Origin of the sequence: Methylotenera sp. (assembly GCF_030684185.1) — a bacterium.
Taxonomy (GTDB): domain Bacteria; phylum Pseudomonadota; class Gammaproteobacteria; order Burkholderiales; family Methylophilaceae; genus Methylotenera.
In genome coordinates this window covers 53,190-77,135 of record NZ_JAUXOY010000028.1, presented here as the reverse complement: position 1 = coordinate 77,135, position 23,946 = coordinate 53,190, and the positions used below count along the sequence as shown (strand labels likewise).

28 protein-coding genes and 1 tRNA gene are annotated in these 23,946 nt (G+C 45.8%); 13 read left to right on the top strand and 16 right to left on the bottom strand.

Features of this window, described 5'->3' with window-relative positions:
- The first annotated feature begins 59 nt into the window (after positions 1-59).
- From infC to Q8J82_RS11585, 8 genes are all read left to right on the top strand, one after another.
- Positions 60-584 (top strand): translation initiation factor IF-3, encoded by a 525-nt coding sequence (gene infC / locus Q8J82_RS11620; protein ID WP_304891008.1) that lies wholly within the window; start codon positions 60-62, stop codon positions 582-584.
- Positions 585-674: 90 nt separating this feature from the next.
- Entirely contained in the window at positions 675-872 is a 198-nt protein-coding gene (gene rpmI, locus Q8J82_RS11615; protein WP_013148440.1) for a 50S ribosomal protein L35, read from the top strand.
- A 10-nt stretch (positions 873-882) separates the two neighbouring features.
- Positions 883-1,242, top strand: a complete 360-nt coding sequence (rplT, locus tag Q8J82_RS11610) for a 50S ribosomal protein L20 (protein ID WP_305328358.1) — start codon at positions 883-885, stop codon at positions 1,240-1,242.
- Between the two features lie 108 nt (positions 1,243-1,350).
- Complete coding sequence (gene pheS, locus Q8J82_RS11605; RefSeq protein ID WP_305328357.1) at positions 1,351-2,349, top strand: phenylalanine--tRNA ligase subunit alpha; 999 nt, start codon at positions 1,351-1,353, stop codon at positions 2,347-2,349.
- 104 nt (positions 2,350-2,453) lie between these two features.
- Positions 2,454-4,838, top strand: a complete 2,385-nt coding sequence (gene pheT / locus Q8J82_RS11600) for a phenylalanine--tRNA ligase subunit beta (protein WP_305328356.1) — start codon at positions 2,454-2,456, stop codon at positions 4,836-4,838.
- Positions 4,839-4,951: 113 nt separating this feature from the next.
- A complete protein-coding gene (locus Q8J82_RS11595; protein WP_013148436.1) occupies positions 4,952-5,245 on the top strand; it encodes an integration host factor subunit alpha in 294 nt (97 codons plus the stop codon).
- Positions 5,246-5,271: 26 nt separating this feature from the next.
- Positions 5,272-5,706, top strand: coding sequence for a MerR family transcriptional regulator (locus tag Q8J82_RS11590; RefSeq protein WP_305328355.1), 435 nt, complete (start codon positions 5,272-5,274; stop codon positions 5,704-5,706).
- 88 nt (positions 5,707-5,794) lie between these two features.
- A tRNA-Pro gene (locus Q8J82_RS11585) sits at positions 5,795-5,871 on the top strand.
- A gap of 790 nt (positions 5,872-6,661) precedes the next feature.
- On the opposite strand, the gene Q8J82_RS11580 is transcribed toward Q8J82_RS11585, so the two are convergent.
- From Q8J82_RS11580 to Q8J82_RS11555, 6 genes are all read right to left on the bottom strand, one after another.
- Complete coding sequence (locus tag Q8J82_RS11580; protein ID WP_304890982.1) at positions 6,662-7,090, bottom strand: hypothetical protein; 429 nt, start codon at positions 7,088-7,090, stop codon at positions 6,662-6,664.
- A gap of 116 nt (positions 7,091-7,206) precedes the next feature.
- A complete protein-coding gene (locus Q8J82_RS11575; protein ID WP_304890981.1) occupies positions 7,207-7,617 on the bottom strand; it encodes a hypothetical protein in 411 nt (136 codons plus the stop codon).
- A 212-nt stretch (positions 7,618-7,829) separates the two neighbouring features.
- Positions 7,830-8,234, bottom strand: a complete 405-nt coding sequence (locus tag Q8J82_RS11570; RefSeq protein ID WP_304890980.1) for a hypothetical protein — start codon at positions 8,232-8,234, stop codon at positions 7,830-7,832.
- A complete protein-coding gene (locus Q8J82_RS11565) occupies positions 8,231-8,377 on the bottom strand; it encodes a hypothetical protein (protein ID WP_304890979.1) in 147 nt (48 codons plus the stop codon). The genes Q8J82_RS11570 and Q8J82_RS11565 overlap by 4 nt, the downstream gene beginning before the upstream one ends.
- Positions 8,378-8,381: 4 nt before the next feature.
- Positions 8,382-8,768, bottom strand: a complete 387-nt coding sequence (locus Q8J82_RS11560) for a hypothetical protein (RefSeq protein WP_304890978.1) — start codon at positions 8,766-8,768, stop codon at positions 8,382-8,384.
- A 66-nt stretch (positions 8,769-8,834) separates the two neighbouring features.
- A complete protein-coding gene (locus Q8J82_RS11555; RefSeq protein WP_304890977.1) occupies positions 8,835-9,128 on the bottom strand; it encodes a hypothetical protein in 294 nt (97 codons plus the stop codon).
- A gap of 170 nt (positions 9,129-9,298) precedes the next feature.
- On the opposite strand from Q8J82_RS11555, the gene Q8J82_RS11550 reads away from it, so the two are divergent.
- The 5 genes from Q8J82_RS11550 (at position 9,299) to Q8J82_RS11530 (ending at position 14,573) form a co-directional block, all read left to right on the top strand.
- Positions 9,299-10,009 carry a response regulator gene (locus Q8J82_RS11550; RefSeq protein ID WP_304890976.1) on the top strand — a complete coding sequence of 237 codons (711 nt, stop codon included), beginning with the start codon at positions 9,299-9,301 and terminating at the stop codon, positions 10,007-10,009.
- Positions 10,006-11,334, top strand: a complete 1,329-nt coding sequence (locus tag Q8J82_RS11545) for a cell wall metabolism sensor histidine kinase WalK (RefSeq protein WP_305328354.1) — start codon at positions 10,006-10,008, stop codon at positions 11,332-11,334. Before Q8J82_RS11550 ends, Q8J82_RS11545 begins: the two co-directional genes overlap by 4 nt.
- Positions 11,335-11,408: 74 nt before the next feature.
- On the top strand, positions 11,409-12,632 hold the full coding sequence (locus tag Q8J82_RS11540; RefSeq protein ID WP_304890974.1) for an efflux RND transporter periplasmic adaptor subunit: 1,224 nt from the start codon (positions 11,409-11,411) through the stop codon (positions 12,630-12,632).
- Positions 12,629-13,843 carry an ABC transporter permease gene (locus tag Q8J82_RS11535; RefSeq protein WP_304890973.1) on the top strand — a complete coding sequence of 405 codons (1,215 nt, stop codon included), beginning with the start codon at positions 12,629-12,631 and terminating at the stop codon, positions 13,841-13,843. Before Q8J82_RS11540 ends, Q8J82_RS11535 begins: the two co-directional genes overlap by 4 nt.
- Positions 13,836-14,573 carry an ABC transporter ATP-binding protein gene (locus Q8J82_RS11530; RefSeq protein WP_304890972.1) on the top strand — a complete coding sequence of 246 codons (738 nt, stop codon included), beginning with the start codon at positions 13,836-13,838 and terminating at the stop codon, positions 14,571-14,573. The genes Q8J82_RS11535 and Q8J82_RS11530 overlap by 8 nt, the downstream gene beginning before the upstream one ends.
- A gap of 261 nt (positions 14,574-14,834) precedes the next feature.
- Here the strand turns inward: Q8J82_RS11530 and Q8J82_RS13310 are convergent, their stop codons facing one another.
- The 10 genes from Q8J82_RS13310 to flgF form a co-directional block, all read right to left on the bottom strand.
- Positions 14,835-15,026: a hypothetical protein gene (locus tag Q8J82_RS13310; RefSeq protein ID WP_370653550.1), complete on the bottom strand. Its 192-nt coding sequence runs from the start codon at positions 15,024-15,026 to the stop codon at positions 14,835-14,837.
- A gap of 20 nt (positions 15,027-15,046) precedes the next feature.
- A complete protein-coding gene (locus tag Q8J82_RS13305) occupies positions 15,047-15,193 on the bottom strand; it encodes a hypothetical protein (protein ID WP_370653547.1) in 147 nt (48 codons plus the stop codon).
- Positions 15,194-15,325: 132 nt separating this feature from the next.
- The gene (locus tag Q8J82_RS11520; RefSeq protein WP_304890971.1) at positions 15,326-15,646 is read right to left on the bottom strand and encodes a DsrE family protein; all 321 of its coding nucleotides are present in this window, start codon (positions 15,644-15,646) and stop codon (positions 15,326-15,328) included.
- A gap of 471 nt (positions 15,647-16,117) precedes the next feature.
- On the bottom strand, positions 16,118-17,032 hold the full coding sequence (gene flgL, locus Q8J82_RS11515) for a flagellar hook-associated protein FlgL (RefSeq protein ID WP_305328353.1): 915 nt from the start codon (positions 17,030-17,032) through the stop codon (positions 16,118-16,120).
- A gap of 34 nt (positions 17,033-17,066) precedes the next feature.
- Positions 17,067-19,028: a flagellar hook-associated protein FlgK gene (flgK, locus tag Q8J82_RS11510; protein WP_305328352.1), complete on the bottom strand. Its 1,962-nt coding sequence runs from the start codon at positions 19,026-19,028 to the stop codon at positions 17,067-17,069.
- Between the two features lie 113 nt (positions 19,029-19,141).
- Positions 19,142-20,101: a flagellar assembly peptidoglycan hydrolase FlgJ gene (flgJ, locus tag Q8J82_RS11505; RefSeq protein WP_305326311.1), complete on the bottom strand. Its 960-nt coding sequence runs from the start codon at positions 20,099-20,101 to the stop codon at positions 19,142-19,144.
- 39 nt (positions 20,102-20,140) lie between these two features.
- Complete coding sequence (locus Q8J82_RS11500; RefSeq protein ID WP_304891560.1) at positions 20,141-21,190, bottom strand: flagellar basal body P-ring protein FlgI; 1,050 nt, start codon at positions 21,188-21,190, stop codon at positions 20,141-20,143.
- Between the two features lie 96 nt (positions 21,191-21,286).
- Positions 21,287-21,925 (bottom strand): flagellar basal body L-ring protein FlgH, encoded by a 639-nt coding sequence (locus tag Q8J82_RS11495; protein WP_304891561.1) that lies wholly within the window; start codon positions 21,923-21,925, stop codon positions 21,287-21,289.
- 182 nt (positions 21,926-22,107) lie between these two features.
- Entirely contained in the window at positions 22,108-22,890 is a 783-nt protein-coding gene (gene flgG / locus Q8J82_RS11490; protein WP_304891557.1) for a flagellar basal-body rod protein FlgG, read from the bottom strand.
- Between the two features lie 219 nt (positions 22,891-23,109).
- Entirely contained in the window at positions 23,110-23,850 is a 741-nt protein-coding gene (gene flgF / locus Q8J82_RS11485) for a flagellar basal-body rod protein FlgF (RefSeq protein ID WP_304891558.1), read from the bottom strand.
- Positions 23,851-23,946 lie beyond the last annotated feature (96 nt).

The window sequence follows — 23,946 nt, the reverse complement described above, 5'->3', positions numbered from 1 at the left end:
AAAGCTGGTTTTTGGTTGATTTCTGAAAATGCACGGCTTAACTATTTGGAGAATTTGATATAGCACAGGATAAAGAAACACGAATTAATGGCGACATTACAGGGTCGCAAGTTCGTTTGGTGGGTATAGAGGGTGAGCCGCTAGGCATCGTGACATTAGCGGAAGCATTTGCAAAAGCTGAAGAGGCGGATATTGATCTCGTTGAAATTGCACCTAATGCTGTTCCACCAGTGTGCAGGTTGATGGATTATGGCAAGTTTAAATATGCCGAAAGTAAGAAGCAGCACGAAGTTAAGCTCAAGCAAAAACAAGTGGTTGTAAAAGAAATTAAATTCCGCCCTGGTACCGATGATGGCGATTATGCAATTAAAGTGCGTAACATTATCCGCTTCATTGAAGATGGTGATAAAGCGAAAATTACCTTACGTTTTAGAGGTCGCGAGATTACACATCAAGAGTTTGGTTTAGCGCTACTTAGACGTGTAGAGGCAGATACAAAAGAAGTGGCAGTGGTCGAGCAGTTTCCAAAAATGGAAGGTCGCCAAATGGTGATGGTGCTTGGCCCACATAAAAAGGTTAAATAAAGTTTTAACGTAGTTGTAGCAGCAGGAATCCGAGTGATACGGCTTAACGGCATGCCTAAGCACTCATAACTTAAGTTCAAGGAGAACAAAATGCCAAAAATGAAAACCAAGAGCGGCGCTAAAAAGCGCTTCAAATTCTTGGGTAACGGTAAAGTGAAACGTACTCACTCACACTTACGCCATATCCTCACAAAAAAGACCACCAAGCAAAAGCGTAAATTGCGCGGCACGGCGATTATCTCACCAACAGACGTCAAACGCGTTCGCGCAATGATGCCAACACGATAAGGAGACCGATATGCCTAGAGTAAAACGTGGTGTCATCGCTCGCGCAAGACACAAAAAAGTATTAAAAGCCGCTAAGGGTTACCGCGGTCGTCGTAAAAACGTTTACCGCGTTGCCAAGCAAGCGGTAATGAAGGCTGGTCAATACGCTTACCGTGACCGCCGTCAAAAGAAACGCCAATTCCGCACATTGTGGATTGCACGTATCAATGCGGGTGCACGTGAGTGTGGGTTAACATACAGCCGCTTCATGAATGGCTTGAAGAAAGCAGCGATTGAAGTTGATCGTAAAGTACTGGCTGATTTAGCCGTGTTTGACAAAGCAGCGTTTGCTAAATTTGTTGAAATGGCAAAAACCGCTTTAGCAGCTTAATTGTTTGAAAAATAAAAAAAGAGGCTTCGGCCTCTTTTTTTTACTGTAAAATCAATGCATTGTAAAAACTGTGGCTATAAGCCGCAGTTAATCTAAAGATCGAAAAATATGGCAGACTTAACGCATTTAATTTCAGAAGCGCAATCAGACTTTGCAAGTAGTGCAACCATGAACGACCTAGAAGTTGCCAAAGCGAAGTATTTGGGTAAGACGGGTTTACTGACCGAGGCTTTAAAAGGCTTAGGCAAGTTAAGTAATGAAGATCGCCCGGCTGCCGGTGCCGCCATCAACGTGGTAAAGCAGGGCGTTGAGTCTGCCTTATCAGCGCGCCGTGAGGCGCTTTTAAATGCAGAGCAAGCCAAGCAATTAGCACAAGAATCAATTGATGTGACTTTGCCTGCCCGTGCACAATCACAAGGCGGCTTACATCCTGTGACGCTGACTTTGCAACGTATAGAACAGCTATTTCATTCTATCGGTTTTGAAGTTGCGACTGGTCCGGAAATTGAAACAGACTTTTATAATTTCACGGCGTTAAATATTCCAGAAGATCATCCGGCTCGTGCAATGCACGATACGTTTTATATTGATGAAGCGAACGTTTTAAGAACGCACACTTCGCCAGTACAAGTGCGCTATATGGAAAACGCTTTAAAAACCAATAAAACACCACCGTTAAAAATTATTGCACCAGGCCGCGTGTATCGTGTGGATTCTGATGCCACTCATTCGCCCATGTTTCATCAAGTGGAAGGTTTATGGGTAGATGAAGATATTAGCTTTGCTAATCTTAAAGGCGTGGTGCAAGATTTTTTACAAAAATTCTTTGAGCGTGATGATTTAACCGTACGTTTCAGGCCGTCTTTTTTCCCGTTTACTGAGCCATCAGCTGAGATGGATATGAGCTGGAATGGCGGTTGGCTGGAAATTGGCGGTTGTGGCATGGTGCATCCAGAAGTGTTTAAGCACGTGAATATCGATAGCGAAAAATACCGTGGTTTTGCGTTTGGTTTGGGCGTGGAACGCTTAACAATGCTGCGCTATGGCGTAAATGATTTGCGTCACTTCTTCAACAATGATTTAAGATTTTTAAGTCAGTTTAGATAAGCTTACTCTTTGACAAGTTCGGGGAATGAAGCGAGGTAAGTTGCTCCCTGAGCTTGTCGAAGGGTGCGTCGTCCCTCATTACAATTTAAGGTCTCAAAAGCATTATGCAGTTTTCAGAAAATTGGTTACGTAGCCTTGTAAATACTGATTTAGATAGTCAGGCGCTTAGTCATGCATTAACCATGGCGGGGCTTGAGGTGGAAGATATGCAGTCAGTGGCTGCTCCGTTTAGCAAGGTGGTTGTGGCAAAAATACTCTCTGCTGAAAAACACCCAGATGCAGACCGCTTGCAAGTGTGTAAGGTTGATGTTGGTTTGGATGAACCTTTGCAAATTGTATGTGGCGCCTCAAATGCACGCGCAGGCTTGATTGCTCCTTGCGCGATGGTGGGCGCAGAGTTGCCAGGCATTTCGATTAAACAGGCCAAAGTGCGCGGTGTCGAGTCATTTGGCATGATGTGCTCTACCAAAGAACTTGGTTTACGAGAACTTGGTATTAGCGCAGAAGCAACAGGTTTGCTGGAGTTGGATAGCAATGCTGTTGTTGGCCAGAGCATTCGCGACTATTTGGATTTGGACGACAACCTGCTTACATTGAAGTTAACACCTAATCGTAGCGACTGTTTAAGCATTACAGGTATAGCGCGTGATGTTGCGGCGATAACAGGCGCTGAAACACGTTTTGAAGCTGTTTTAGCCGTGCCTGCTGATTTAAAAGCCATTAAAAATGTCATTGTTAGTGAGTCGGCAGCTTGCCCACGTTATTGCGGTCGTTTGATAAGTGGCGTAAATGCAAAGGCAATTACGCCAGATTGGATGGTTAAACGCATCGAACGCAGCGGTTTACGCAGCATTAGCGCGATTGTTGATGTTACTAATTATGTATTGCTGCAATTAGGCCAGCCGATGCATGCATTTGATGCAGCTAAACTCAAAGGTGATATCACTGTACGATTTGCAATAGAAAACGAATCGCTAAGCTTACTCAACGACCAAACAGTACAACTAAAAACTGATGATTTAATCATTGCAGATGCAAGTGGTGCATTAGCACTTGCTGGCATTATGGGTGGAAAACCAACGTCAGTGGATGATGCTACAACAAACATATTCTTAGAAAGTGCGTTTTTCCCGCCTTCCGTAATCGCTGGTAAAGCCCGTAGGTTGGGTTTGAGTACTGATTCTTCTTACCGGTTTGAACGTGGCGTGGATTTTGGTAATACAAAGAATGCGATTGAATATGCTACTAAGCTTATCTTACAGATTTGTGGCGGACAAGCAGGTGAAGTGACCGAAGTTTTGAGCGCATTGCCAGTGCGCCACCCTGTAAAGTTAAGAATGACCCGATTGATCTCTGTACTCGGCATTCCATTTGAGCAGGTAAAAGTAGCGCAGCTGCTTACCCAGTTGGGCTTTGTGTTTACTGAAGCGGATAGCGAATTTACGGTCATACCGCCAAGCTATAGATTCGACATCAGCATTGAAGAAGATTTAATCGAAGAAATTGCGCGCTTACATGGCTATGATCATATTCCAGCCACAGCTCCTGTTGCGAATTTACAGATGCTGCCAGCTCCTGAAGCAAGGCGCTATCAAAATAAATTACGAGATGGTTTAGCTGCGCTTGGTTACCAGGAAGTTGTGAACTATAGTTTTGTGGATGAAAGCTGGGAACGTGATTTATTGGGTAACACCAGTCCGATTAAACTAAAAAACCCGATTGCCAGCAATTTGAGTGTAATGCGCACAAGTTTGTGGGGTGGGCTATTAGATACGCTTACTTATAACCTTAATCGTAAACAAGAACGTGCCTTCTTGTTTGAAGTAGGCGCAGTTTATCATCAACAAAATAATGAGTATGTTGAGACTATGCTTATTTCTGGTTTAGCTCACGGTAGTACCAAGCCTGAACAATGGGCTGCTGATAGCGCTGATATAGACTTTTTTGAAGTTAAAGCGCACGTAGATAGACTGCTGGGAACACAAGCCACTTATGAACAAGTCACTTATGAAAAGGCCGAGCATATAGCACTACACCCTGGGCAAACTGCACGAATTTTGCAAGAGGGTGAAACCATTGGCTGGCTAGGTAAATTACATCCAAAATGGCAACAGCATTATGGTTTAACGAGAAGTACTTATTTATTTGAGCTAGATGTAGATGCAATATCGGGCCGGAAAATACCAGTTTATCAAGAGGTTTCAAAATTGTTGCCTGTTCGACGCGATTTGGCGGTAGTTTTGGATGAGAATATTGCAGTCAGTGAAGTATTTAACGCAATTAAAAAAGCCAATATACCGCTTATACTTGAAGTGGCATTATTTGATTTATACCAAGGTCAGGGTGTGGCTGAAAACAAAAAAAGCCTTGCATTATCAGTACTTATGCACGATACTCAAAAAACTTTGACTGATAGTGATGCCGACACAACGATTACTAATCTGCTACAATTATTACAAAATAACTTTGGTGCAACACTTAGAAATTAAGTCTTAAAACTATATGACTGGTTTTTAAATAGCGAGTTAGTAATTAAAAGTATTAAAAGAAAAATCTATACATTAAAAAAAGCTCAAAAGCTAAAAATGAAATGGGAGTTGGTATGACATTAACAAAAGCTGAACTTGCAGATTTACTCTATGAGCAAGTTGGGTTAAATAAACGTGAAGCTAAAGATATGGTTGAAGCGTTTTTTGAAGAAGTGCGAATCGCTTTAGAGGCAGGCGACAGTGTAAAGCTTTCAGGATTTGGCAATTTCGAGTTACGTAAAAAGTCTGAGCGTCCAGGTCGTAACCCTAAAACTGGTGAAGAAATACCAATCACAGCACGCCGAGTTGTGACTTTTCACGCAAGCCAAAAGTTAAAAAGTAAAGTTGAAGCCAACTATCTTAATTAAGTGAATTATTCAATAAGTTTAATAGCATGAGTGATCCAATTATAAAGGTGCAGTTACCGCCTATACCAGCAAAGCGTTACTTTACTATTGGTGAAGTTAGCGAGCTTTGCGGGGTTAAACCGCATGTGCTCAGATACTGGGAACAGGAATTCACTCAGCTTAAGCCTGTCAAGCGCCGTGGTAATCGACGCTATTACCAACACCATGAAGTGTTGTTAATCCGCCGTATCCGAGAACTGCTTTATGAGCAAGGCTTCACGATTAGTGGCGCACGTAACCGCTTAGATGGACCTGACGAAGTCGAAATAAAGGCAGATGTAGTCCAGTCAGCTAAACAGTTAAATACCGGCCTCGATGAATCAGTATCAAGCAAAGCAAATGGCTTTGATTTTTCGTCAGTAAAAGATGAATTACGCGAGATTCTAAATTTGCTACGCTCCTTACCGCAGGCATCTAAGTAGCACCTTTATTTTCTGCAGCTCTTTTTAATGCTGGCAATCTTTTAAGTTATAATGACAAACTTGTTGCAAGCTATTTGCAACATCGGTTCGGGGCATAGCGCAGCCTGGTAGCGTACATGCCTGGGGGGCATGGGGTCGCAAGTTCAAATCTTGCTGTCCCGACCAATAAAATCAAAGGCTTATAGTTTAACGACTGTAAGTCTTTTTAGTTTTTTATGCGTTGTGGGTAAACCCATGGGTAAACTGTAAAATTGCTAGACTTAATAAAACCTAAAGCTAGTGGAGTGGAAATCCAATTTGCTTTTGAATGTGGGCGCCAGATTTCTTCGTTGGTGTATATAACCAAACTATGTTTATTTAGTAGCGTATTGCCATGATGCAGCAATGGGCTGATTATTTTTTATCTTTCATTGTTTATTCTCTTTCGCCATCCCACGAAAAATGCTGAATGACACTCCAAATCACATATTACTCAATATCAACGAGGGCGATAATAAGGTTGCACGTAGTAAGGACTCCAATAAGGGTGGTTCCACTGGTACTGCCGTCGAATAATGATCTGTTCATACTCCTTCTGGATACATTCTCGCCATTTGTCAGTGTCTTTTTCGAAGCCTAGCTTTTCACAGGCTGGACCATATACCTGTATCTTGTACTCCATCAGTTTTGTTGCCTGACTCTGCTCGGCTAAGGGGTTTGATGCACACCCGGCAAGCAATGCTATTAGGCCTAGTATGTAAATTGCACGCGTATTCATATAACTCTCCTTACATGTATAATTTAAAAAAATGATTTTCATTATTAAGTAAAAGTTCACTAATAATTATTCTAAAAATCTACTATCTAATGGAATTTATCCCTTGTGGATAGGTTGTTTCAAGTGACATCTGTCTGTTTCGTGACGACTCATTTTTTTCAGCGACTGCATTTGGGTAGACGGTTGGTGAAGAAATACTTATTGATCACGCCCATTCCTACGACCGTTGCCGTTTCCTTTATTGCCACGATTATCGTTTCCGCGATAATCGCGACGGTCACGATGCAGTTCTTGATGGCGAGGCGCGTATTCGTGGTTATACCAGCTATCCCGCACAAAATAAACCCGCTCGCCACAAGCGCCGTATTGACGACAGTGCTTGCGCCAGTTTTTAGCATGACCTAGTGGTACGCGCATGTAGATTGGTTCACGTTCCATATATACACGCTCGATTATTCTCGGCTGACGGTAGATCACTTGCGGTTGAGGATAAGGATAGTCGCCTATATCAATTCGACCATAAAATCCTGGTTGGCCGATGCTGACCGAGACCCCCACATCGGCAGCAAATGCCGAGGTAATAAGGGCGATAGAGACTACTGTCGTTGCGATGAGAAAACGTTTCATGTTAAATATCCAATTAAATATTAGTTCGTATTAAAGTGAGCCGATGGCTATCCTGTTGCTTCGTGCTTTAAGTTTACGTAGATCAGCTTAGGGCGGCACTGGTTACTATCATCATGTTATGCATTTCGCCACAATAGCCGACGACTGGCAATCATCGTGATTACCACCCACACCAGCGTACGCAGGCTCATGGCAATGACCGTGCGTTGTTCGTAGGCACCACCGAAATACAAGTGTGTGCCAAAGGCCGCGAACGTAAGCACCGTCGCCGCGGCGATGGAGGCGGCCAGCCACACGCCCCAGCGCTGTTGCATCCACAACCCGATGCCAGCGATGATATAGGCGAATCCCGCCACAAAGTTGAACCAGAGTACGAACGGCACATAATTGCCAGCGGCGGCGCGCGCTGCCGCATTGCCGAACAGGACCGTACCGCCTTCCTTGATGGTCAGCAGGCCGAACCCGATGGCGACCAGAGAAATCACCCATATCCATATCCCGCGTTGACGCTGTATGTGTGTTGTCATATTGATCGCTTCCAAGTTAATTTTTTCCCGTTTTTTTCGATGCCATCACCTTGGCAGAGGCATTGCCAGAACTTTGCATAGCGACACCAGAATGATTTGGTATCGCTATGCTAAACACCTTCACAGAAATATTTTTACAACTTTAGGCATTTCTAAAAATATCGTTATCAAGCTGGACTAATATGCCTGCCTTTTGTTGACACTATCGATTATTAACGATTTCGTCCACCCCCGCCTCCAGGTGCCGCGTTATTCCCAGCGCCAGCGCCTTGCCCCATCCCACGCTCAGGCGGTGCATCTGGTAAAGTGACCCCGCGCTCTTGGGCACGCACTTTCATGGCTTCATGGTGTTCTGCACGGATTCTTTCGCGCTCTTCAGCTGTCTTGGCAGCCCGCATTTTTTTACGGTGCTCCATCCGCTCCTGTGAAGTCATCATCTGGCTGCCATAAACCTGTTCCTTTTTCTGTACTTTTTCTTTTGCTTGCACTTGTTCTTTTACTTGAGTCTGTTCTTTTACCTGTTCTTGCACAGCCATTTCGTCTGCTGCAAAACCTGAACTAGCAGCCATTATCAGACCGCTCGTTAATACTGACATCACTAAAGTTCTTTTCATCATTTTGCTACTCCTTGAATTAACGGAGTTGTTGGAAATTGAGTAAGCGCCACCGCAACTCCCTCAGCATGCGCCCAACCGTACTGCCTTTCTGGTGTTTCAGCTACCACTGTGCTGGACGCATCCACCACAGTGGTAGGTAACACTTAATTACTGGGTGTTCACTGCATTATCTGCTGGTGCCGCCTGCTGTGTTTGACGATGCTCCTGACGCATTTCACGGCGTTGTTCCATATCTTGTTTCATATCGCCAGCACCGTCTTGGGTTGAGTCACGTGTACGTGTTCTATCTTGATCCCTTGTCCGATCCTGATCCCGCGTCATGTCGCCAGTACCTTTGGAATTTTGCTGTTGGCTTTTGCTCTGTCCATTCTCTTGGCCTTGCTTTTGACCAGAACCTTGGCCACCCATTTGACCCATACTTTGACCGCCACCACCTTGACCGCCACCAGGACCACGTGCTTGCGCATCAAGCGTTGCCACCCCTAAAGTTAAAAGAGTTGCAGAAACTGCAATGATGGATTTGAATTTTTTCATGATATTGCTCCTTAAAATATAAATAAAACATACGAGTAACTACTTAACTACTGCTTACAAAATACCTTATCGCCCCCGACCACGGCCACCACGTGCGTTAGACTGCCCACCTTGACGCATTTCATAGCCGATACCATAGCGATTACTCCTTTGGTTATCCTCCAACTCGTTGAACCTTCCATCCAAGTTCTGATACCTATCAATTCCAGGTTGGCGTGATTCAGAACTTGGGAATTTCCTAGCTACAGATGGAGATGTCACATCTTCTTTATCTTCGTGTTTATCTTCCTGTGCAGCCTGAGCGGGCAAGGTGAATAACAAAGTAGTAAATAAAATAAGTTGTCTGTATATAATTGGCATGGCATTTAAGTTCGGTAATTTGTTGAACGAAGTATCAACCTAAGCTGTTTCTTATTTTTTGCATTGCAACGACAGGTTGTTTCAAGTTGTTTCAAATGCTTTGACTGTGACAAAGTTATCGGTAACATGACTGGCATACCCTCACACTTAGATAAGCGAAGCAGTAAAAAATGGGAGTAAACGCAACACAGCGCATTTTAGTGGTGGAAGACGACGCAGCTCTGCGTGGGTTGGTCGTGGATTACCTGACCACCAGTGGCTTTCAGGTAGAGGGGGTGGGTGATGGTGCTGCCTTTCGGAAAAGCATGGCACTGCATGGTGCTGACCTAGTGGTGTTAGACCTGATGCTGCCGGGTGAGGATGGTTTGAGTTTGCTTAAATGGTTGCGTACTGACGGTGGTCCACCAGTAATCATTGTTTCCGCACGTGGCGAAGAGGTGGATCGGGTGGTAGGGCTGGAAGTCGGTGCAGACGATTATCTGGCAAAGCCATTTGGTCCGCGAGAACTGCTGGCAAGGGTACGCGCAGTATTACGCCGTGGCAGTTCCTCACCAAAACAAGAAAGTAGCTACAGCTTCGGTGCCTTTCGACTTGATATTACTAGCCATGTTCTTGTGCATGATGGTAGTGAGGTTCCACTAACATCAGGCGAATTTACTCTGTTACGAATCTTTCTTGAACATCCCAATCAGGTACTTTCGCGTGACCAGCTTATCACTTTGGTTAAGGGCTATGAACGCGATGCTTTTGATCGTAGTATTGATGTGCGTGTGACACGCTTGCGTCGCAAGGTTGAAGCTATTCCAGAGTCGCCGATTTACCTACGCACTGTTTGGGGGGAAGGTTATTTATTCTCGCCACGTGGCGAGGTTACAACATGAAATCACCTGCCTCATTGTTTCGTCGCACAGCGCTAACTGTTGCCGCAGGTTTGCTTGTGTTCCAACTCATCTCAGGTGCTGCCATCTTCTTTAATCTCATGCTGCCTCTTGCCCACCGTTCAGCCGACGACTTTGCCGCTTTGCTGGTACTGTCTGCACGCACATGGGTAGAGTTACCTCCAGTCACGCGTACTGTATTTGAAGCGGAATTGCTTGCAAGCCATGGTCTTGATTTATCCGAAGTCGAGCCATCATCAGGTGACGAAGTTGGACATCATCCTTATATCAATTTTCTACGTTCGTCACTCAAGACTCGTTTAAGCACTGGCAATTTTCCGCGCGTGACAGAGCAGCCAGATGGCCGTTTTCATGCAGACATTACCATGGCAGATCATGTGTTACGCTTCAGCTTCTCCAAGGATCTGATTACACCACGCCCCTCGCTCGCATTAGCATGGAGTCTCGCTGCCGGCCTACTGGTGACATTGATTATATCTGGGCTACTTGCGCGTCGAATCACTGCACCAATACTCCGACTAACCGAAGCTGCACGTCAGATTGGCGCTGGCAAACGACCACCGCAACTGCCTGAGTCGGGCGAGTATGAATTAGCTGACCTGGCGCGGATATTCAATCATACAGTAGCCCAGCTTGCGGCACGGCGCGAGAATCAGGCCACCTTGCTTGCTGGCGTATCGCATGATCTCAGAAGCCCGCTTGCCCGCCTTAAAATGGCATTGGGCATGCTGGCTGAAGAGCGTACCTCTCCGTTGCTGGCACGTATGGAGCACGATATTGACGAAATGAACGCACTTATAGGTGCTCAGTTGGAGCTTGCCCGCGCCCAAGAGCCTGAGACCATTCAATTAATTAATATTGACGCTCTTATTGATGATCTGATAGATGCAACACAGGCTAATTCACTCGGACGGATTGAATTTCGCGCTGATAGGCAGCCTTGCCAAGTCGCTGTAGCACCCTTAGCGCTCAAGCGTATTCTTGGTAATCTTCTGAATAATGCTTTGCGTTATGGCGGACAGGGGGGATTGATGATAGCAAGAAGGCGCTGTATAGATTGCATTTTAATTGGTGTACGTGACCATGGCCCTGGCATCCCAGCCGAATTGCGCGAGGCCGTGTTCCGCCCGTTTTTCCGTCTCGATCCCTCGCGTAATCGAGATACTGGAGGGAGTGGTTTGGGGCTAGCCATTGCACGCCAATTGGCAGAGACACAAGGCTGGAGAATTGCCATCAAGTCTCGTATCGGTGGTGGCACAAGCATTTGGCTTGCTATACCATTTTCAGGAGCAATAAAACATGTATAAATTAGCATCTAAGATTAATTGGATTTACCTCGTACCCCAATCTCCCATGCAACTTGATCCATTGAGAGCACGCGATGAAACGCTTACCCATTAAAGGCCGTACGTTAGCCATGATTGGCGTTATCGTGCCGCTATTTGCATTATTCGTCTATGTGGCCCTGCGTTCCGGCCCGCTAGCCCCTGTTTTGGTCACCGTGACCAATGTTGAAAACCGTTCTATATCTCCAGCCATATTTGGCATAGGCACACTAGAAGCCCGCTACACCTACAAGATAGGCCCGACGATTGCTGGTCGAGTCAAGCAAGTTAATGTGAATGTAGGTGACACTGTCCGCGCTGGTCAATTACTTGGAGAAATGGAGCCTATAGATTTAGATAGCCGCATCATTGCGCAGGAAGCGACGAACAAACGTGCAAAAGCATCTGTACTGGCGGCAGAAGCACAAACCCAGGATGCTTCTGCACGAAAAGAGTTCGCCAAAACACAGGCTAAGCGCTATGAAGATTTATTGCTGTCACGTTCAGTGAGTGCAGAGGCCGTTGATGCCAAACGACAAGAAAATAAAGTGGCTGAATCAAGCTTGGCAGCCTCTCACGCAAACCTAGAAGCTGCGCGCCAGGAATTGGCAAGGACACACGCAGATCGAGGTGGACTTACGCAACAACTTAGTAATCTAAGACTGGTTGCGCCAGTAAATGGCCTGATTGCAGCGCGTGATATAGATCCTGGTACCACAGTAGTCGCTGGCCAGCCGGTAGTGGTTGTCATTGATCCCAAAAGCCTTTGGATTAACGTACGCTTCGAACAACTGAGCGCCACTGGCTTACGCGCTGGACTATCAACACGCATCGTATTACGCTCGCAAGCTGGTCACATTTTTAATGGAAGCGTGCTTAGAGTGGAACCTTTTGCCGATGCGGTGACTGAGGAAATACTGGCTAAGGTGGTGTTTGAATCACTGCCAGAGCCTTTGCCTCCAATCGGAGAGCTGGCTGAAGTTACTGTAGCTTTGGCCGAATTGCCGGCAACACCGGTAGTACCCAACGCGAGCGTACAGCGCATCGATGGCGTATTAGGTGTATGGCTGATTGAAGATGGAGATCTGCGCTTTGCACCCATTAAAATAGGTGCGACTGACCTTGATGGTCGAGTGCAAATTATTGAGGGTCTGAAAGCTGGACAGCAAGTTGTGCTATATAGTCAACACGCCCTTAAAGCTAGTAGCCGCATTAAACTTGTGGAGCGGCTACCCGGAGTTAAACCGTCTGGGGTTAACCCAAATGAAAGCAAACCGTGATTAGCCTTGCTGGGCGTGACATTATGCACGCCTGGGGTAAGTTTGTGTTTACTGGCGTAGGACTAGGGCTGTTGATTGGTGTGACGCTGACGATGGCAGGTGTTTATCGCGGCATGGTGGATGATGCTAAAGCACTGCTAGATAATAGCGGTGCGGATTTGTGGGTCGTACAGAAAGATACGCTCGGGCCTTATGCAGAATCGTCAAGCCTATACGATGATGTCTACCGAAGTATTCTGGGTATATCTGGTGTAGCACGTGCAGCCAACATCACCTACCTGACCATGCAAGTGCGTGAAGCGGCCAGCGAAGGTGGTCGAGATGTGCGCGCCATGGTCGTTGGTGTAGTGGCTGGCGGCCCTGGTGAACCAGGTCAGCCCAGTTATCTGGTCAGTGGTCGGCAAATCACACGCGGACATTATGAAGCGGTGGCTGATATTGCCACAGGCTTCCAACTAGGCCAGCGCATTCAGATTCGTCGCAATCACTATACCGTCGTTGGACTAACGCGGCGCATGGTCTCTTCAGGTGGCGACCCGATGGTATTCATCCCGCTTAAAGATGCTCAGGAAGCACAGTTTCTCAAAGACAACGATGCTATTGTGCAACAGCGCCGCCGCACCGCTGGCAACCCAGCCTTTAATCGTCCAGGAGTTCCTGATTTGTTGAGTCAGGTCATCGCATCACAAAGCACCAATTCATTTGTGAATGCGGTGTTAGTGCAGATCAAACCAGGCGTTACCGCAGAGGAGGTTGCTGAACCAATACGCCGCTGGAAACGCTTGCAGGTTTACACTCGCACGCAGATGGAGGGGATATTGGTGGGTAAACTCATTGCCACTTCGGCCAAGCAGATTGGTATGTTCTTAGTAATCCTCGCTATCGTTAGCGCGGCTATTGTCGCTTTTATTATCTATACGTTAACCTTAGGAAAAATACGTGAGATCGCTGTTCTCAAACTTATTGGCACCAAAAATCGCACTATCGCAGGCATGATTATGCAGCAGGCTGTCGGCCTTGGCGTTATCGGCTTTGTGGTCGGAAAAGTCGCCGCTTCATTTTGGGCGCCTATATTTCCTAAATACGTACTGCTTGAGCCTGGCGACGCAATACGTGGCTTCTTTGCTGTTATGGTGATCTGTGTGTTGGCCAGTTTGTTGGCAATCCGTGCCGCACTTAAGGTTGACCCAGCGGAGGCAATTGGTGGCTGATAACTTGTTGATAGGTGAACACTTGGCAAAAGGCATTAATATTGAAGGCTTGCGCAAGCGCTATGGTGAAGGAGACACCGCCGTTGATGCGCTTAAAGAGGTAAATATGAGGGTCGCACCCGGCGAAGTCGTGGGTTTGGTTGGCCCATCAGGTTCTGGTAAAAGCACTTTGCTGAAATGCCTAGGCGCTGTGATTGAGCCCACTGCAGGGCGTATGACGTTGGGTGAGCAGGTAATCTACGATAACGGCTGGAAGATTGGCGACCTGCGGGCATTGCGCCGCGATAAGATCGGTTTCGTATTTCAGGCGCCATACCTGATTCCGTTTCTTGATGTAACTGACAACGTTGCTTTGTTACCTATGCTGGCTGGACATCCCAATGCGGAATCTAGAAGTCGAGCATTAGCCTTGCTGCAGGCGCTGGATGTTGCGCACCGAGCCAAGGCAATGCCGTCACAGTTATCAGGTGGTGAGCAGCAGCGTGTCTCGATTGCGCGTGCACTAGTGAACCGCCCGCCGGTGATTCTCGCTGATGAACCCACTGCACCGCTAGATAGCGAGCGGGCGCTGGCCGTGATTCGCATCCTCAATCAAATGGCGCTGCAATATGAAACTGCCATCATCGTGGTGACGCACGACGAGAAAATCATCCCAACCTTCAAACGTATTTACCATATCCGAGATGGCAAAACACATGAGGAAGCTGGCGAAGGGCGGCCGTTTGAGTGATAGCAGGGTAATATTTGCACATTATCCTTTGGTGCTGGTTTAGCACCATGTGATGAAGGAGCAAAGTCACCGGCAAAAGCAGATATTCGAAGCTGAGTTAATCCAATTAAGGAAAGCGGACTAGAGTTCTGTCTTGCGGCAGTAGCAATAGACAAATTGCTGCACCGTGCCAAATAGTGTTTGATGCGCCTCTTTTTTTATGCTTAAGCAACAAGAAATCATCTCCAAATTCTGCATGCAGTGTTTCAGGCTTATATCGCATCACAGGTAGACGCTACATTTCTCTGGGCCATTTTCCGCGAAGGTAGCAATAATGACATGACCATTTGGACGAACTGAACGCATGACTTGCGCTACATAAGCCTGACGATCTAATGGTTCAGTCAGAAAATGAAACACTGCACGATCATTCCAAACGTCAAAGCGATTTTCTGGAAGTACTGCTTTGGTAATATCACCTACTATCCAGTTTACTAGCTTAGAATGTTTCCTAATCGCAGTTTTGCTACATCGAGTGCTGAAGTGGACAAGTCAAGCACAGTTAAATCGGTATAGCCTTTATGCACAAGGTCATCTACAAGTATTGATGCACCCACCGCCCACATCGATAATCGCAGCATCTTTAGCAACACCTGTATCGTTAATTAAAGCTAAAGATTGGTCGGCACTTTTCTGAAACCAACTTACACTATCAGATGTCTTTGAGATGTATACCTATTCCCAATGTTATTTTTTATCCACTAGAAAATTTCTTAAAAACTTAAAATTTTGTCTGATTCTTGAATCAGCGCATGCAAATCCTGCATTGTTGATACTGGGCATATATCCGACCCTTCTGACTGACGAATTTTGAAACACGTGCCACAAGCTAGTATCGAACCGCTAGCCTCTGTAAAGCTGTGCATCTGTCCAACGACATCAAACTTATCGCTTTTTAACGTTTCAGCCTCTACCCCCATGCCAAGTAGAAACACTGAAACCATATCGCCTTGTTTACACGAAAACGTACCTAGTCGAAAGGCATTCCAGACTGTTTCAGGCTCATTTGAATAGATGACTATTCCCAGTTTCATAATAAATACTCCGTCCCAAATATCTTGATTTGTATTCTTAAAGAGGTACTATCATGTATGCTTATATACTTAATAGTCAAATGAATCATTTTCTGACATGATCACTTTCGTTGTGAATAGGTTTAATGTTTATTTGTGTTACTCCAACTCTATGGTTTCAGCATTGATTAAATCATATTACTGATTAGTGCTAATTTGGTTTATTTTAACTGAATTCTTTGTGGCATTTTAGTGGCTAAGTGTAGATGACTTATGCTTAATTATGATTAATAACCTACCCTTAAAGCCTTGCTATTACTAGATATTGGTAATCATAGTTGTTTATTAAACAAGTTCGAATCTTGCTATCCCGGCCAATTCAATTCATAAGTGAGAAATAATAAAGTCAGCTAAATGCTGACTTTTTGCTTAATCACCAGCGTTTTTAAAGCAATTAAAATTTCATTGTTTATTAGTGCTTAGATTTAGTGCTTAGATAAATTTAAACAGTGACAGGCTAGTAACTTGAACGAATGATTTTTGTGCGGCTTCCATGATGGTTTGTTGTTTGGCAAGGTCGGAGAGAGCGCTTGCGTAGTCTGTATCTTGTAAATCAGAGAGCGCTTTGCTGTATTGCAAGGCGCGGTCAGAGCCTGAGATGTCTAGTCCATCGATTTCATTCAGTTTTGAGCCAATGGAAGCGCGTACATTAAGCACGTTGTCTACCGAGCCTTGCATTTTGCCAATGGCGGTTGCCAATCCGGCATTGAACGCAGCTTGTGAGGCAGCATCGGTGATTGGTGTATTTAATAGTGTGACAAGGTTACTTATGGTTGCAAATACATCGTTTCCATTTGTCTGGAATACATTATCGCCAGAGACATTGACCGCCATTTGACGTTGCGTATCAATTTGCAGTAATTGCTGATTGCTGTCTCCAGCGTAAGTTGCGCCTGTTGCATTGGCAACGAAGGGTTTTGTGCTGGTTTGAAAACCTGCGTAAAGATAGTTTCCGGAGGCATCTTGTGTATTTGCAAGACCAATTAACGCTTGCAGCGAGTTGGTTAAATCAGTCGCAATAAAACTTCTTTCTAGATTTGACAGTGTGCCATTGCCCGCGCCAACTAAGGATGACTGCGTGGAGACGAGCAAGTTGGTGACACTGGTCAGGTTAGATTCTAGTGTATTAAGCTTTAGTTGAGCGGTTTGGCGGGTATCTGCAAATTTTGTATTAATGCCTTGTGCGTGGGATATTTCCAGTGCGCGCGCTGAAGCTACAGGGTCATCAGAAGGGGATGCGATACGCCTGCCAGTAGAAATCTGTTGTTGTAGCTTTACTTGGTCAGCTTGCAGGGTATTGATTTTAGAAATGCCTGACTGATACATAGTGTTGGTGCTAATACGCATGATTATTTTCCTTGATTACTTGCTTAAGCTTACGCTATCTGCCTAACTGAAGCAGGACATCAAACAGCTGACTGGCAATTTGCATCATTTTTCCTGCAGCTTGATAAGCCTGTTGGTAACGTAGAAGGTTAGTCGCTTCTTCATCCAAATTCACGCCAGATTCAGACTGCACTGCTGCGGTGGCCTGTTCAAGTACTTTGGCCTCTGCAGCGCCTGTCACTTTTAATTCTCGAGTTTTATTGCCTACATTATTGACCAGTTGGCTAAACGCGCTGGAGTAGCTGATTTTACTGTTGCTGCCGGTACTTTGAACGGTGCTTTGTCCTTGCAGACCCGCTAGTAAGAGCCCGTTGCGGTTGTCGCCTGGCCCATTAGTGATGTTCGGTGTGATGTTAAACTGATCACCATTTGTTGGTGACCCTGAGATAGCAAAACTTAGACCGCCCACAGTAATGGTTGCACCACTGGTATAAGTGACCGCTGCGCCGGCAGGGAAAGTAGTACTGGTACCGCCAGAAGTCACTGTCACTGGTTGTGAAGAAGGCGCAAGTGTCAGCGTACCTGGTATACCAGAGTTATAGGTTAGCCCAAGTGCACCAACCATCGGGCTGGATGAATAACTGCTGGCAGCAGTTGGGCTGCTAATAGTTGCCGTGCCTGTATTGGTAATGTAGGTTGCTGAACTTAACGCTGGTCCGCCAACAGCCAGTTTGCTGGCATCGGTAATTGTCAGTTTAATGCCGGTAGCTGCATTTTGCGTAGGCCGAATTACAAAGTCATCGCCTGCATTCATGGTGCCTGAAGCTTGGCTGAAGCTTAAACCATCTAATGTTTGAGGCAGGCTGGCAAAGCTTTGTACGGTTTTATCACTTAGGCGGGTAATCTTATAATTGCTGCCATCAAACTGCAGGCGATAATCACTGCTGGTAAGTGAACGTGCATCTACAATCTGGCTGTTTACAACGGCATTGCCGGTATTGTCATTATTGCTGCTAACCACCGGCGTTGGAATGGTAAATAAAGCGCCACCGGGTTTGCCGTTAAGGTCAAGGCCTTGGGCATGCTGGGTATTAAAAGTCTCAGCGAGTACGAGCGCAATCTGTCCTAGCTGATTTTGTACAGCATCGAGAGACTCTGCGCGAAATTGTAATAAACCGCCTATCGTACCGCCAGGCAGGCTATCTACGCCTAAAATGGTGGTTTTAGTTTTACTTTGATAGGCTACTTCCAGGCGGCTGGGGTCGGTAGGGTTGCTAGCCGTTGTCAGTGCATAGGTATCAGCTCCCACAACCAATGGCAATCCATTACCGACAAATATGTTATAGCTGCCTTGGTTCTGTGGGACTACCGTGGTTTTGATCTGTTTGCTCAGCTCTAATACCAGTTGGTCGCGCTGATCCATTAAGTCATTTGGCGGATTACCCGTTGCACTGATGGCTTTATCAATCACATCATTCAAGCTGGCAATCTGTTTGGCATAGGTGTTGACCAAACTCACGGTAGAGGTGAGCTGTGTATTGATACTGTCACGAATCTCATTAAGTCGGCTGCTGGCGCTTTGAAAACGGTTTACCAAAGATTGCGCATTAGACAGCATGGATTGTCGCGTAGGAATATCGCTTGGATTCGCCGACAAATCTTGTACGCTGCCAAAAAAATCATTCATCGCAGGATTAATGCCTGCGGCAGCGTCAGAGAGCATATTATCTATGCTGTTAAGCTGTGTGCTATAGGCATTAATGCCAGCACTCACAGATTGACTGCTGACGACTTGTTTGGCCAGTATTTCGTTATAAACACGGGTTACGGCAGATATTTCAGTACCCTGGCCTACATAACCATAGCCAAAGTTTTGTGATTGCGCAGCTGACTGAACAATCACTTGTCTGGAATAGCCAGGCGTAGACGCGTTGGCGATATTGTGCCCAGTGGTACTGAGGCCGACTTGAGCGGCAGAAAGTGCGCTTTTACCTATGCTTAGTATGTTAGAGGCCATGATGTTTGCTCATTAAAAACTCGTGTATATCTATGATGACGGTATAAAAATCGAAAACTTTAGGCCGCATTTTTATTTATCTGTTTTATGTTAATAAATTAGGGGTTAATAAATTAGGGTGAAACTTTCTGTATCACACTGGCTAATTTGGTCGCGTAATTTGGGTCGGTGGCGTATCCTGCTTTTTGCATCGCTTGTGCGTAGCCGTTCACATCATCTAAATTAGCCATCACTTTTTCGTAGCGCGGATTCTTACTCATCATATTGGCAAAATCTTTGAATGAGTCTGCATAACTATCGTAGGCGCGGAATTTTTCGATACGCTTTTGTTTAACGCCATTGATGTATTCAGTCGTAGTCGCTTCAACTACTTTGCCTTCCCAGTTGCCGGTAGCCTTGATGCCAAATAGGTTGTTGCTTGGTGAACCATCCGCACCTTTTAATTCACGTTTACCCCAGCCGCTTTCCAGAGCCGCTTGACCCAGCATCAGGTGGGCAGGCACACCGGTAGCACGGCTAGCTTCTGCTGCATGATGTGCCATGCGATTTTTAAATTCAGTAGAACTATTAGACGGATTGCTAGTAAGTGAATTGGTTACTGCTGGGAATGCATAAGTGGGTACAGTTTTTTGTTCTATTTTGCTTTCAGTTAATCTGGTTTGAGATGGTGCAAGGGGATTGCTGATGATTGGATTGTTAAACGATGAGTTGCTTCCTATGTTAGGCGGCACATCTGTAACGGCCTGTTCCATAGTGTTGTTTGCAAAATCGCCGCCTTTGCTAAGCTGTCTGGCAAGCACATCTGCAAGCCCCAGCCCTTTTGAGGCCAGGTTGCTACTCAGCTGCTGATCAAGCATAGCAGTGAATGTACGGCTTTGCTCATTATCGAACGGACTATCTTGCGGTGAGGCTTCACGCATGCTTTTCAGCATCATGTTCATAAAAATAGCCTCAAACTGCTTGGCTACGCCTTTTATGGCTTCAGGCGAATTTTCTTTTGCAGCCTGCTTAAGATTATTTAAACCGTTGGCATCAAAGGCTACTTTTCCAGATAGATCAGCGCCATTTATCATAACAAATGCTCTATAGTAATCATGCTTAGATTTATCATGTTAGATGACTTCCAAATCTGCGCGTAATGAGCCTGCGGCTTTCATCGCTTGCAATATGGCAAGTAAGTCTTGTGGCGTCGCGCCAATCGCGTTTAGGGCTTTTACGACGTCTGATAAATTTGCGCCACTATTAAGTTTTAATACCTTGCCCGGCTCTTTATTGATTTCAATCTGAGAGCGGGCGGTTGAGACCGTTTGGCCGCTAGATAGTGCACCTGGCTGGCTGATAACAGGGTCTGTATTGATAACGACTGACAAATTGCCATGAGATACAGCGCAATTTTCCAGTGTTACGGCTTGGTTCATCACCACTGAACCAGTGCGTGCATTTAAAATAATTTTGGCAGTGGTAGCTGCTGGCGCAACATTGATGGTTTCCAGCGCGGCCAGAAAACTTACGCGGCTGCTATTGGCAGGTGGCTGCACACGAATGACACGGCCATCTTGCGCAAAGGCGGTATTTTGACCAAAGCGGCGGTTAATGGCGTCTACGACTAAAGTTGCAGTAGAAAAATCAGACTCTTTGAGCTCTAGATTTACATTGTCAGTTTGGCTTAGTGTGTTGGGAATCGCGCGTTCTACCGTAGCGCCATCGGAAATACGTCCAACGCTGAGATGATTGATTTGTGTTTGGCTGCCATTGGCTGAGGCACCGACACCACCTACCACCAGATTACCCTGCGCCATGGCGTAAATCTGGCCGTCAGCACCTTTGAGTGGTGTCATGAGTAGCGTGCCGCCACGCAGGCTTTTTGCACTGCCCATAGACGAAACCGTTACATCCAGGGTTTGTCCAGGCTGGGCGAAGGCAGGCAGGCTGCTGGTGATAATTACCGAGGCTACATTTTTCATTTGCACGCTGGTGCCAGCAGGTAAGTTAATGCCCATTTGCTGCATCATGCTAATCATACTTTGCACGGTATAAGGTGTTTGGTCACCAGTGCCATCTAAACCGACCACTAAGCCATATCCCATGAGCTGGTTGTTTCTAACTCCCTGAATTGTAGCCAAGTCTTTCAGTCTTTCTGCATGAGCTGGCTGAATGAACATCAAGCTGCATAAAAACAAAACGAATAAATTATCCAGCCGATTTTTATGGATAAGGTGATAAGCGTATTTTAAATAATCATGCATCATAAGTAACCCTTACAGTGGGGCAATGCTCAAGAAGAAGCGCGCAAGCATCGATACAATGCTAGCCGCATCAATCTTGCTATTGGTTCTATATTCAATGCGGGCGTCAGCGACTTTATTAGAGGGTACAAAATTACCTACAGTAATGCTGTCAGGATTGATGACGCCAGAAAACCGTACAAACTCGGTACCTTTATCCAGAGAAATCTGTTTTTCACCACTAACCACTAAGTAACCGTTAGACAACACCTCAATCACCGTGACAGTAATCGAGCCATTGAACACATTGCTGGATTTTTCATCGGCCTTATCTTTGTAAGAAAGTGATGAAGTGCCAGAAACGCTTGCCTTAGGCATCGGTTTTCCTAGCAGACTGATAATGGAGCCTTCAGCTTTGCCGTCTTTGCTGGCAGAGCTTTCACCAACTTTGGTGGCAGAAGTGTTTTCTACAATGTTAATTGTGACAATGTCGCCTGCGTAGCGAGGACGTCTGTCTTCAAATAAAGGGCGGTAAGCGGCAGAGTTGAATATCGCGCCGTTGCTGGCTTTAGCTGGCACAACTGCAGTTGGCTTGGCTGTCATAGGCTGTTTAACGATGCTATCAGGCGTAATTGCACAGCCCGTTACAAGTAAACCTGAAGCCAATAACATGCCAATCAATGCACGTTGCACGGAAACAAGTTTTCCAGAGAAAAGTCGCGCACAAAAACGGCCAACTTTTAGACCAGCTAATGACATATTGCTTGCTTGATGATTGTTGCTATTCAACATAATCGACTCTTTAAGTTTTTGACACTCTAATTTTTACTTGCTCAAGTTTTATTTACGCAGAATTACATCTGCGTTAGTTTTTGCAACATTTGGTCAGAGGTTGTAATCGCCTTGCTGTTGATTTCATAAGCGCGCTGGGTTTGAATCATGTTCACCAGTTCTTCCACTACATTAACGTTAGAAGTTTCAACATATTTTTGTGTTAGCAAACCCGCGCCATTAGCGCCAGGTGCGTTTGCAGTAGCATTGCCGGATGCACTGGTTTCCACATATAAGTTTTCGCCTTTAGCCTGTAGGCCGGCGGAATTGATGAATGTTGAAAGTTGCAATGTCCCCACCTGTGTGGCGGCAGTTGACCCTGCAACAGTCACTGAAACAGTACCATCGCGACCGATACTCAGGCTTTCTGCGCCAGCTGGAATAGTAATCGCAGGTTGTACAGGAAATCCGCTGGAAGTCACCAGCTGACCTTGGCTATCTACCTGAAAAGAACCATCACGTGTATAGGCCGCGGTGCCATCAGGCAGCAATACCTGAAAGAAGCCTGCGCCGTTGATAGCAACATCTTTGTCATTGCCTGTTTGTTGTAAATTGCCTTGCGTAAAAATGCGCTCTGTCGCGACCGGTCGTACGCCCGTACCTAATTGCAGGCCAGATGGCAACTGTGTTTGTTGTGAGCTTTGCGCGCCAGGCTGACGGATATTTTGATAGAGCAAGTCTTCAAATACCGCGCGTGAACGCTTGAAGCCGTTGGTGCTGACGTTTGCCAAGTTATTGGCAATGACGTCCATTTGAGTTTGTTGGGCATCAAGGCCAGTTTTTGAAATCCATAGTGAGCGTATCATTTTATTTCCTTTTAGCAATACTTGCCAGCGGAGCTGGGTTAGTTGCGCTTATCAGTTTGTTCTGATTAGCAATACTTGCCAGCGGAGCTGGGTTAGTTGCGCTTATCAGTTTGTTCTGATCAAAAATTAGCTGCCGGTTTAAAACTAGCCGTTAAAAACCAGCTGTTTTGTTGCTGATTTATTTTAAAATCTTATAACTCAATGTTAATCCAACAGGTTTCAACTCAAACTGAGGAGTTGAGCGGCTTTATTGGCGTTATTCTCAGCGCTTTGCATCAGTTTCATTTGCATTTCGAATTGTCTGGCCAGGCTAATCATTGTCACCATGGCATCTACCACATTGACGTTACTGCTTTCTAAAGCACCACTCACTACATGCACATTGGTGTCTGCTTCAGCCGGATTGCCATTTTTTGTCACAAACAACCCGTCTTCGGCACGCACCAAGTCTGCCTCTGGCGGATTTACCAGCTTTAAACGGCCCAGCACATTGGAAGGCCCGGGTTGAGTGCCAGTCGAGATTGATGACACAGTGCCGTCCTTGGCAATGGACACTGCAACGTCAGGCGGAAGGCTGATAGGGCCGCCATCGCCTAATACTGTTAACCCTGTTGCTGTTTGCAGCACACCATTTTCACTCACTTTAAGTGAACCGTTACGGGTGTAGCCTTCAGAACCATCAGCACGCTGAACAGATAGCCAGCCTTTGCCTTGAATCGCCACATCTAACTCGCGGTTAGTTGATTGAATAGCCCCAGGATTAAAGTCGGCACCTACGGTAGAGTCCACCACAAAGGCGCGCGTCGCCAAACCATCACTCATAACAGGCACAGCCCTGAACGAATCCACTTGTGCCTTAAAGCCGGTAGATGTGACGTTGGCAAGGTTATGCGCAGTGGTGGCTTGCTGTTCAAGTATGTGTTTTGCACCTGTCATTGCGGTATAAATCATGCGATCCATTTTTTTCTCCTCTGTTGCTATAGTTTATTCAGCACCGCATTCGCGATCTAAAGATCGCTCCTACCACGGCAGGTTTTTGTAGGAGCGATCTTTAGA

Coding starts and splice junctions, on each gene's coding strand:
- flgL (WP_305328353.1), bottom strand. CDS start 17,032: ATGCGTATTAGCACCAACACTATGTATCAGTCAGGCATTTCTAAAATC.
- flgF (WP_304891558.1), bottom strand. CDS start 23,850: ATGGATCGCATGATTTATACCGCAATGACAGGTGCAAAACACATACTT.
- rpmI (WP_013148440.1), top strand. CDS start 675: ATGCCAAAAATGAAAACCAAGAGCGGCGCTAAAAAGCGCTTCAAATTC.
- Q8J82_RS11580 (WP_304890982.1), bottom strand. CDS start 7,090: ATGAAACGTTTTCTCATCGCAACGACAGTAGTCTCTATCGCCCTTATT.
- Q8J82_RS11575 (WP_304890981.1), bottom strand. CDS start 7,617: ATGACAACACACATACAGCGTCAACGCGGGATATGGATATGGGTGATT.
- Q8J82_RS11555 (WP_304890977.1), bottom strand. CDS start 9,128: ATGCCAATTATATACAGACAACTTATTTTATTTACTACTTTGTTATTC.
- pheS (WP_305328357.1), top strand. CDS start 1,351: ATGGCAGACTTAACGCATTTAATTTCAGAAGCGCAATCAGACTTTGCA.
- flgJ (WP_305326311.1), bottom strand. CDS start 20,101: ATGATAAATGGCGCTGATCTATCTGGAAAAGTAGCCTTTGATGCCAAC.
- Q8J82_RS13305 (WP_370653547.1), bottom strand. CDS start 15,193: ATGCTGCGATTATCGATGTGGGCGGTGGGTGCATCAATACTTGTAGAT.
- flgG (WP_304891557.1), bottom strand. CDS start 22,890: ATGATACGCTCACTATGGATTTCAAAAACTGGCCTTGATGCCCAACAA.
- Q8J82_RS11500 (WP_304891560.1), bottom strand. CDS start 21,190: ATGTTCATTCAGCCAGCTCATGCAGAAAGACTGAAAGACTTGGCTACA.
- Q8J82_RS11545 (WP_305328354.1), top strand. CDS start 10,006: ATGAAATCACCTGCCTCATTGTTTCGTCGCACAGCGCTAACTGTTGCC.
- Q8J82_RS11540 (WP_304890974.1), top strand. CDS start 11,409: ATGAAACGCTTACCCATTAAAGGCCGTACGTTAGCCATGATTGGCGTT.
- pheT (WP_305328356.1), top strand. CDS start 2,454: ATGCAGTTTTCAGAAAATTGGTTACGTAGCCTTGTAAATACTGATTTA.
- Q8J82_RS11495 (WP_304891561.1), bottom strand. CDS start 21,925: ATGTTATTGGCTTCAGGTTTACTTGTAACGGGCTGTGCAATTACGCCT.
- Q8J82_RS11560 (WP_304890978.1), bottom strand. CDS start 8,768: ATGAAAAAATTCAAATCCATCATTGCAGTTTCTGCAACTCTTTTAACT.
- rplT (WP_305328358.1), top strand. CDS start 883: ATGCCTAGAGTAAAACGTGGTGTCATCGCTCGCGCAAGACACAAAAAA.
- flgK (WP_305328352.1), bottom strand. CDS start 19,028: ATGGCCTCTAACATACTAAGCATAGGTAAAAGCGCACTTTCTGCCGCT.
- Q8J82_RS11570 (WP_304890980.1), bottom strand. CDS start 8,234: ATGATGAAAAGAACTTTAGTGATGTCAGTATTAACGAGCGGTCTGATA.
- Q8J82_RS11520 (WP_304890971.1), bottom strand. CDS start 15,646: ATGAAACTGGGAATAGTCATCTATTCAAATGAGCCTGAAACAGTCTGG.
- Q8J82_RS11595 (WP_013148436.1), top strand. CDS start 4,952: ATGACATTAACAAAAGCTGAACTTGCAGATTTACTCTATGAGCAAGTT.
- Q8J82_RS11590 (WP_305328355.1), top strand. CDS start 5,272: ATGAGTGATCCAATTATAAAGGTGCAGTTACCGCCTATACCAGCAAAG.
- Q8J82_RS11550 (WP_304890976.1), top strand. CDS start 9,299: ATGGGAGTAAACGCAACACAGCGCATTTTAGTGGTGGAAGACGACGCA.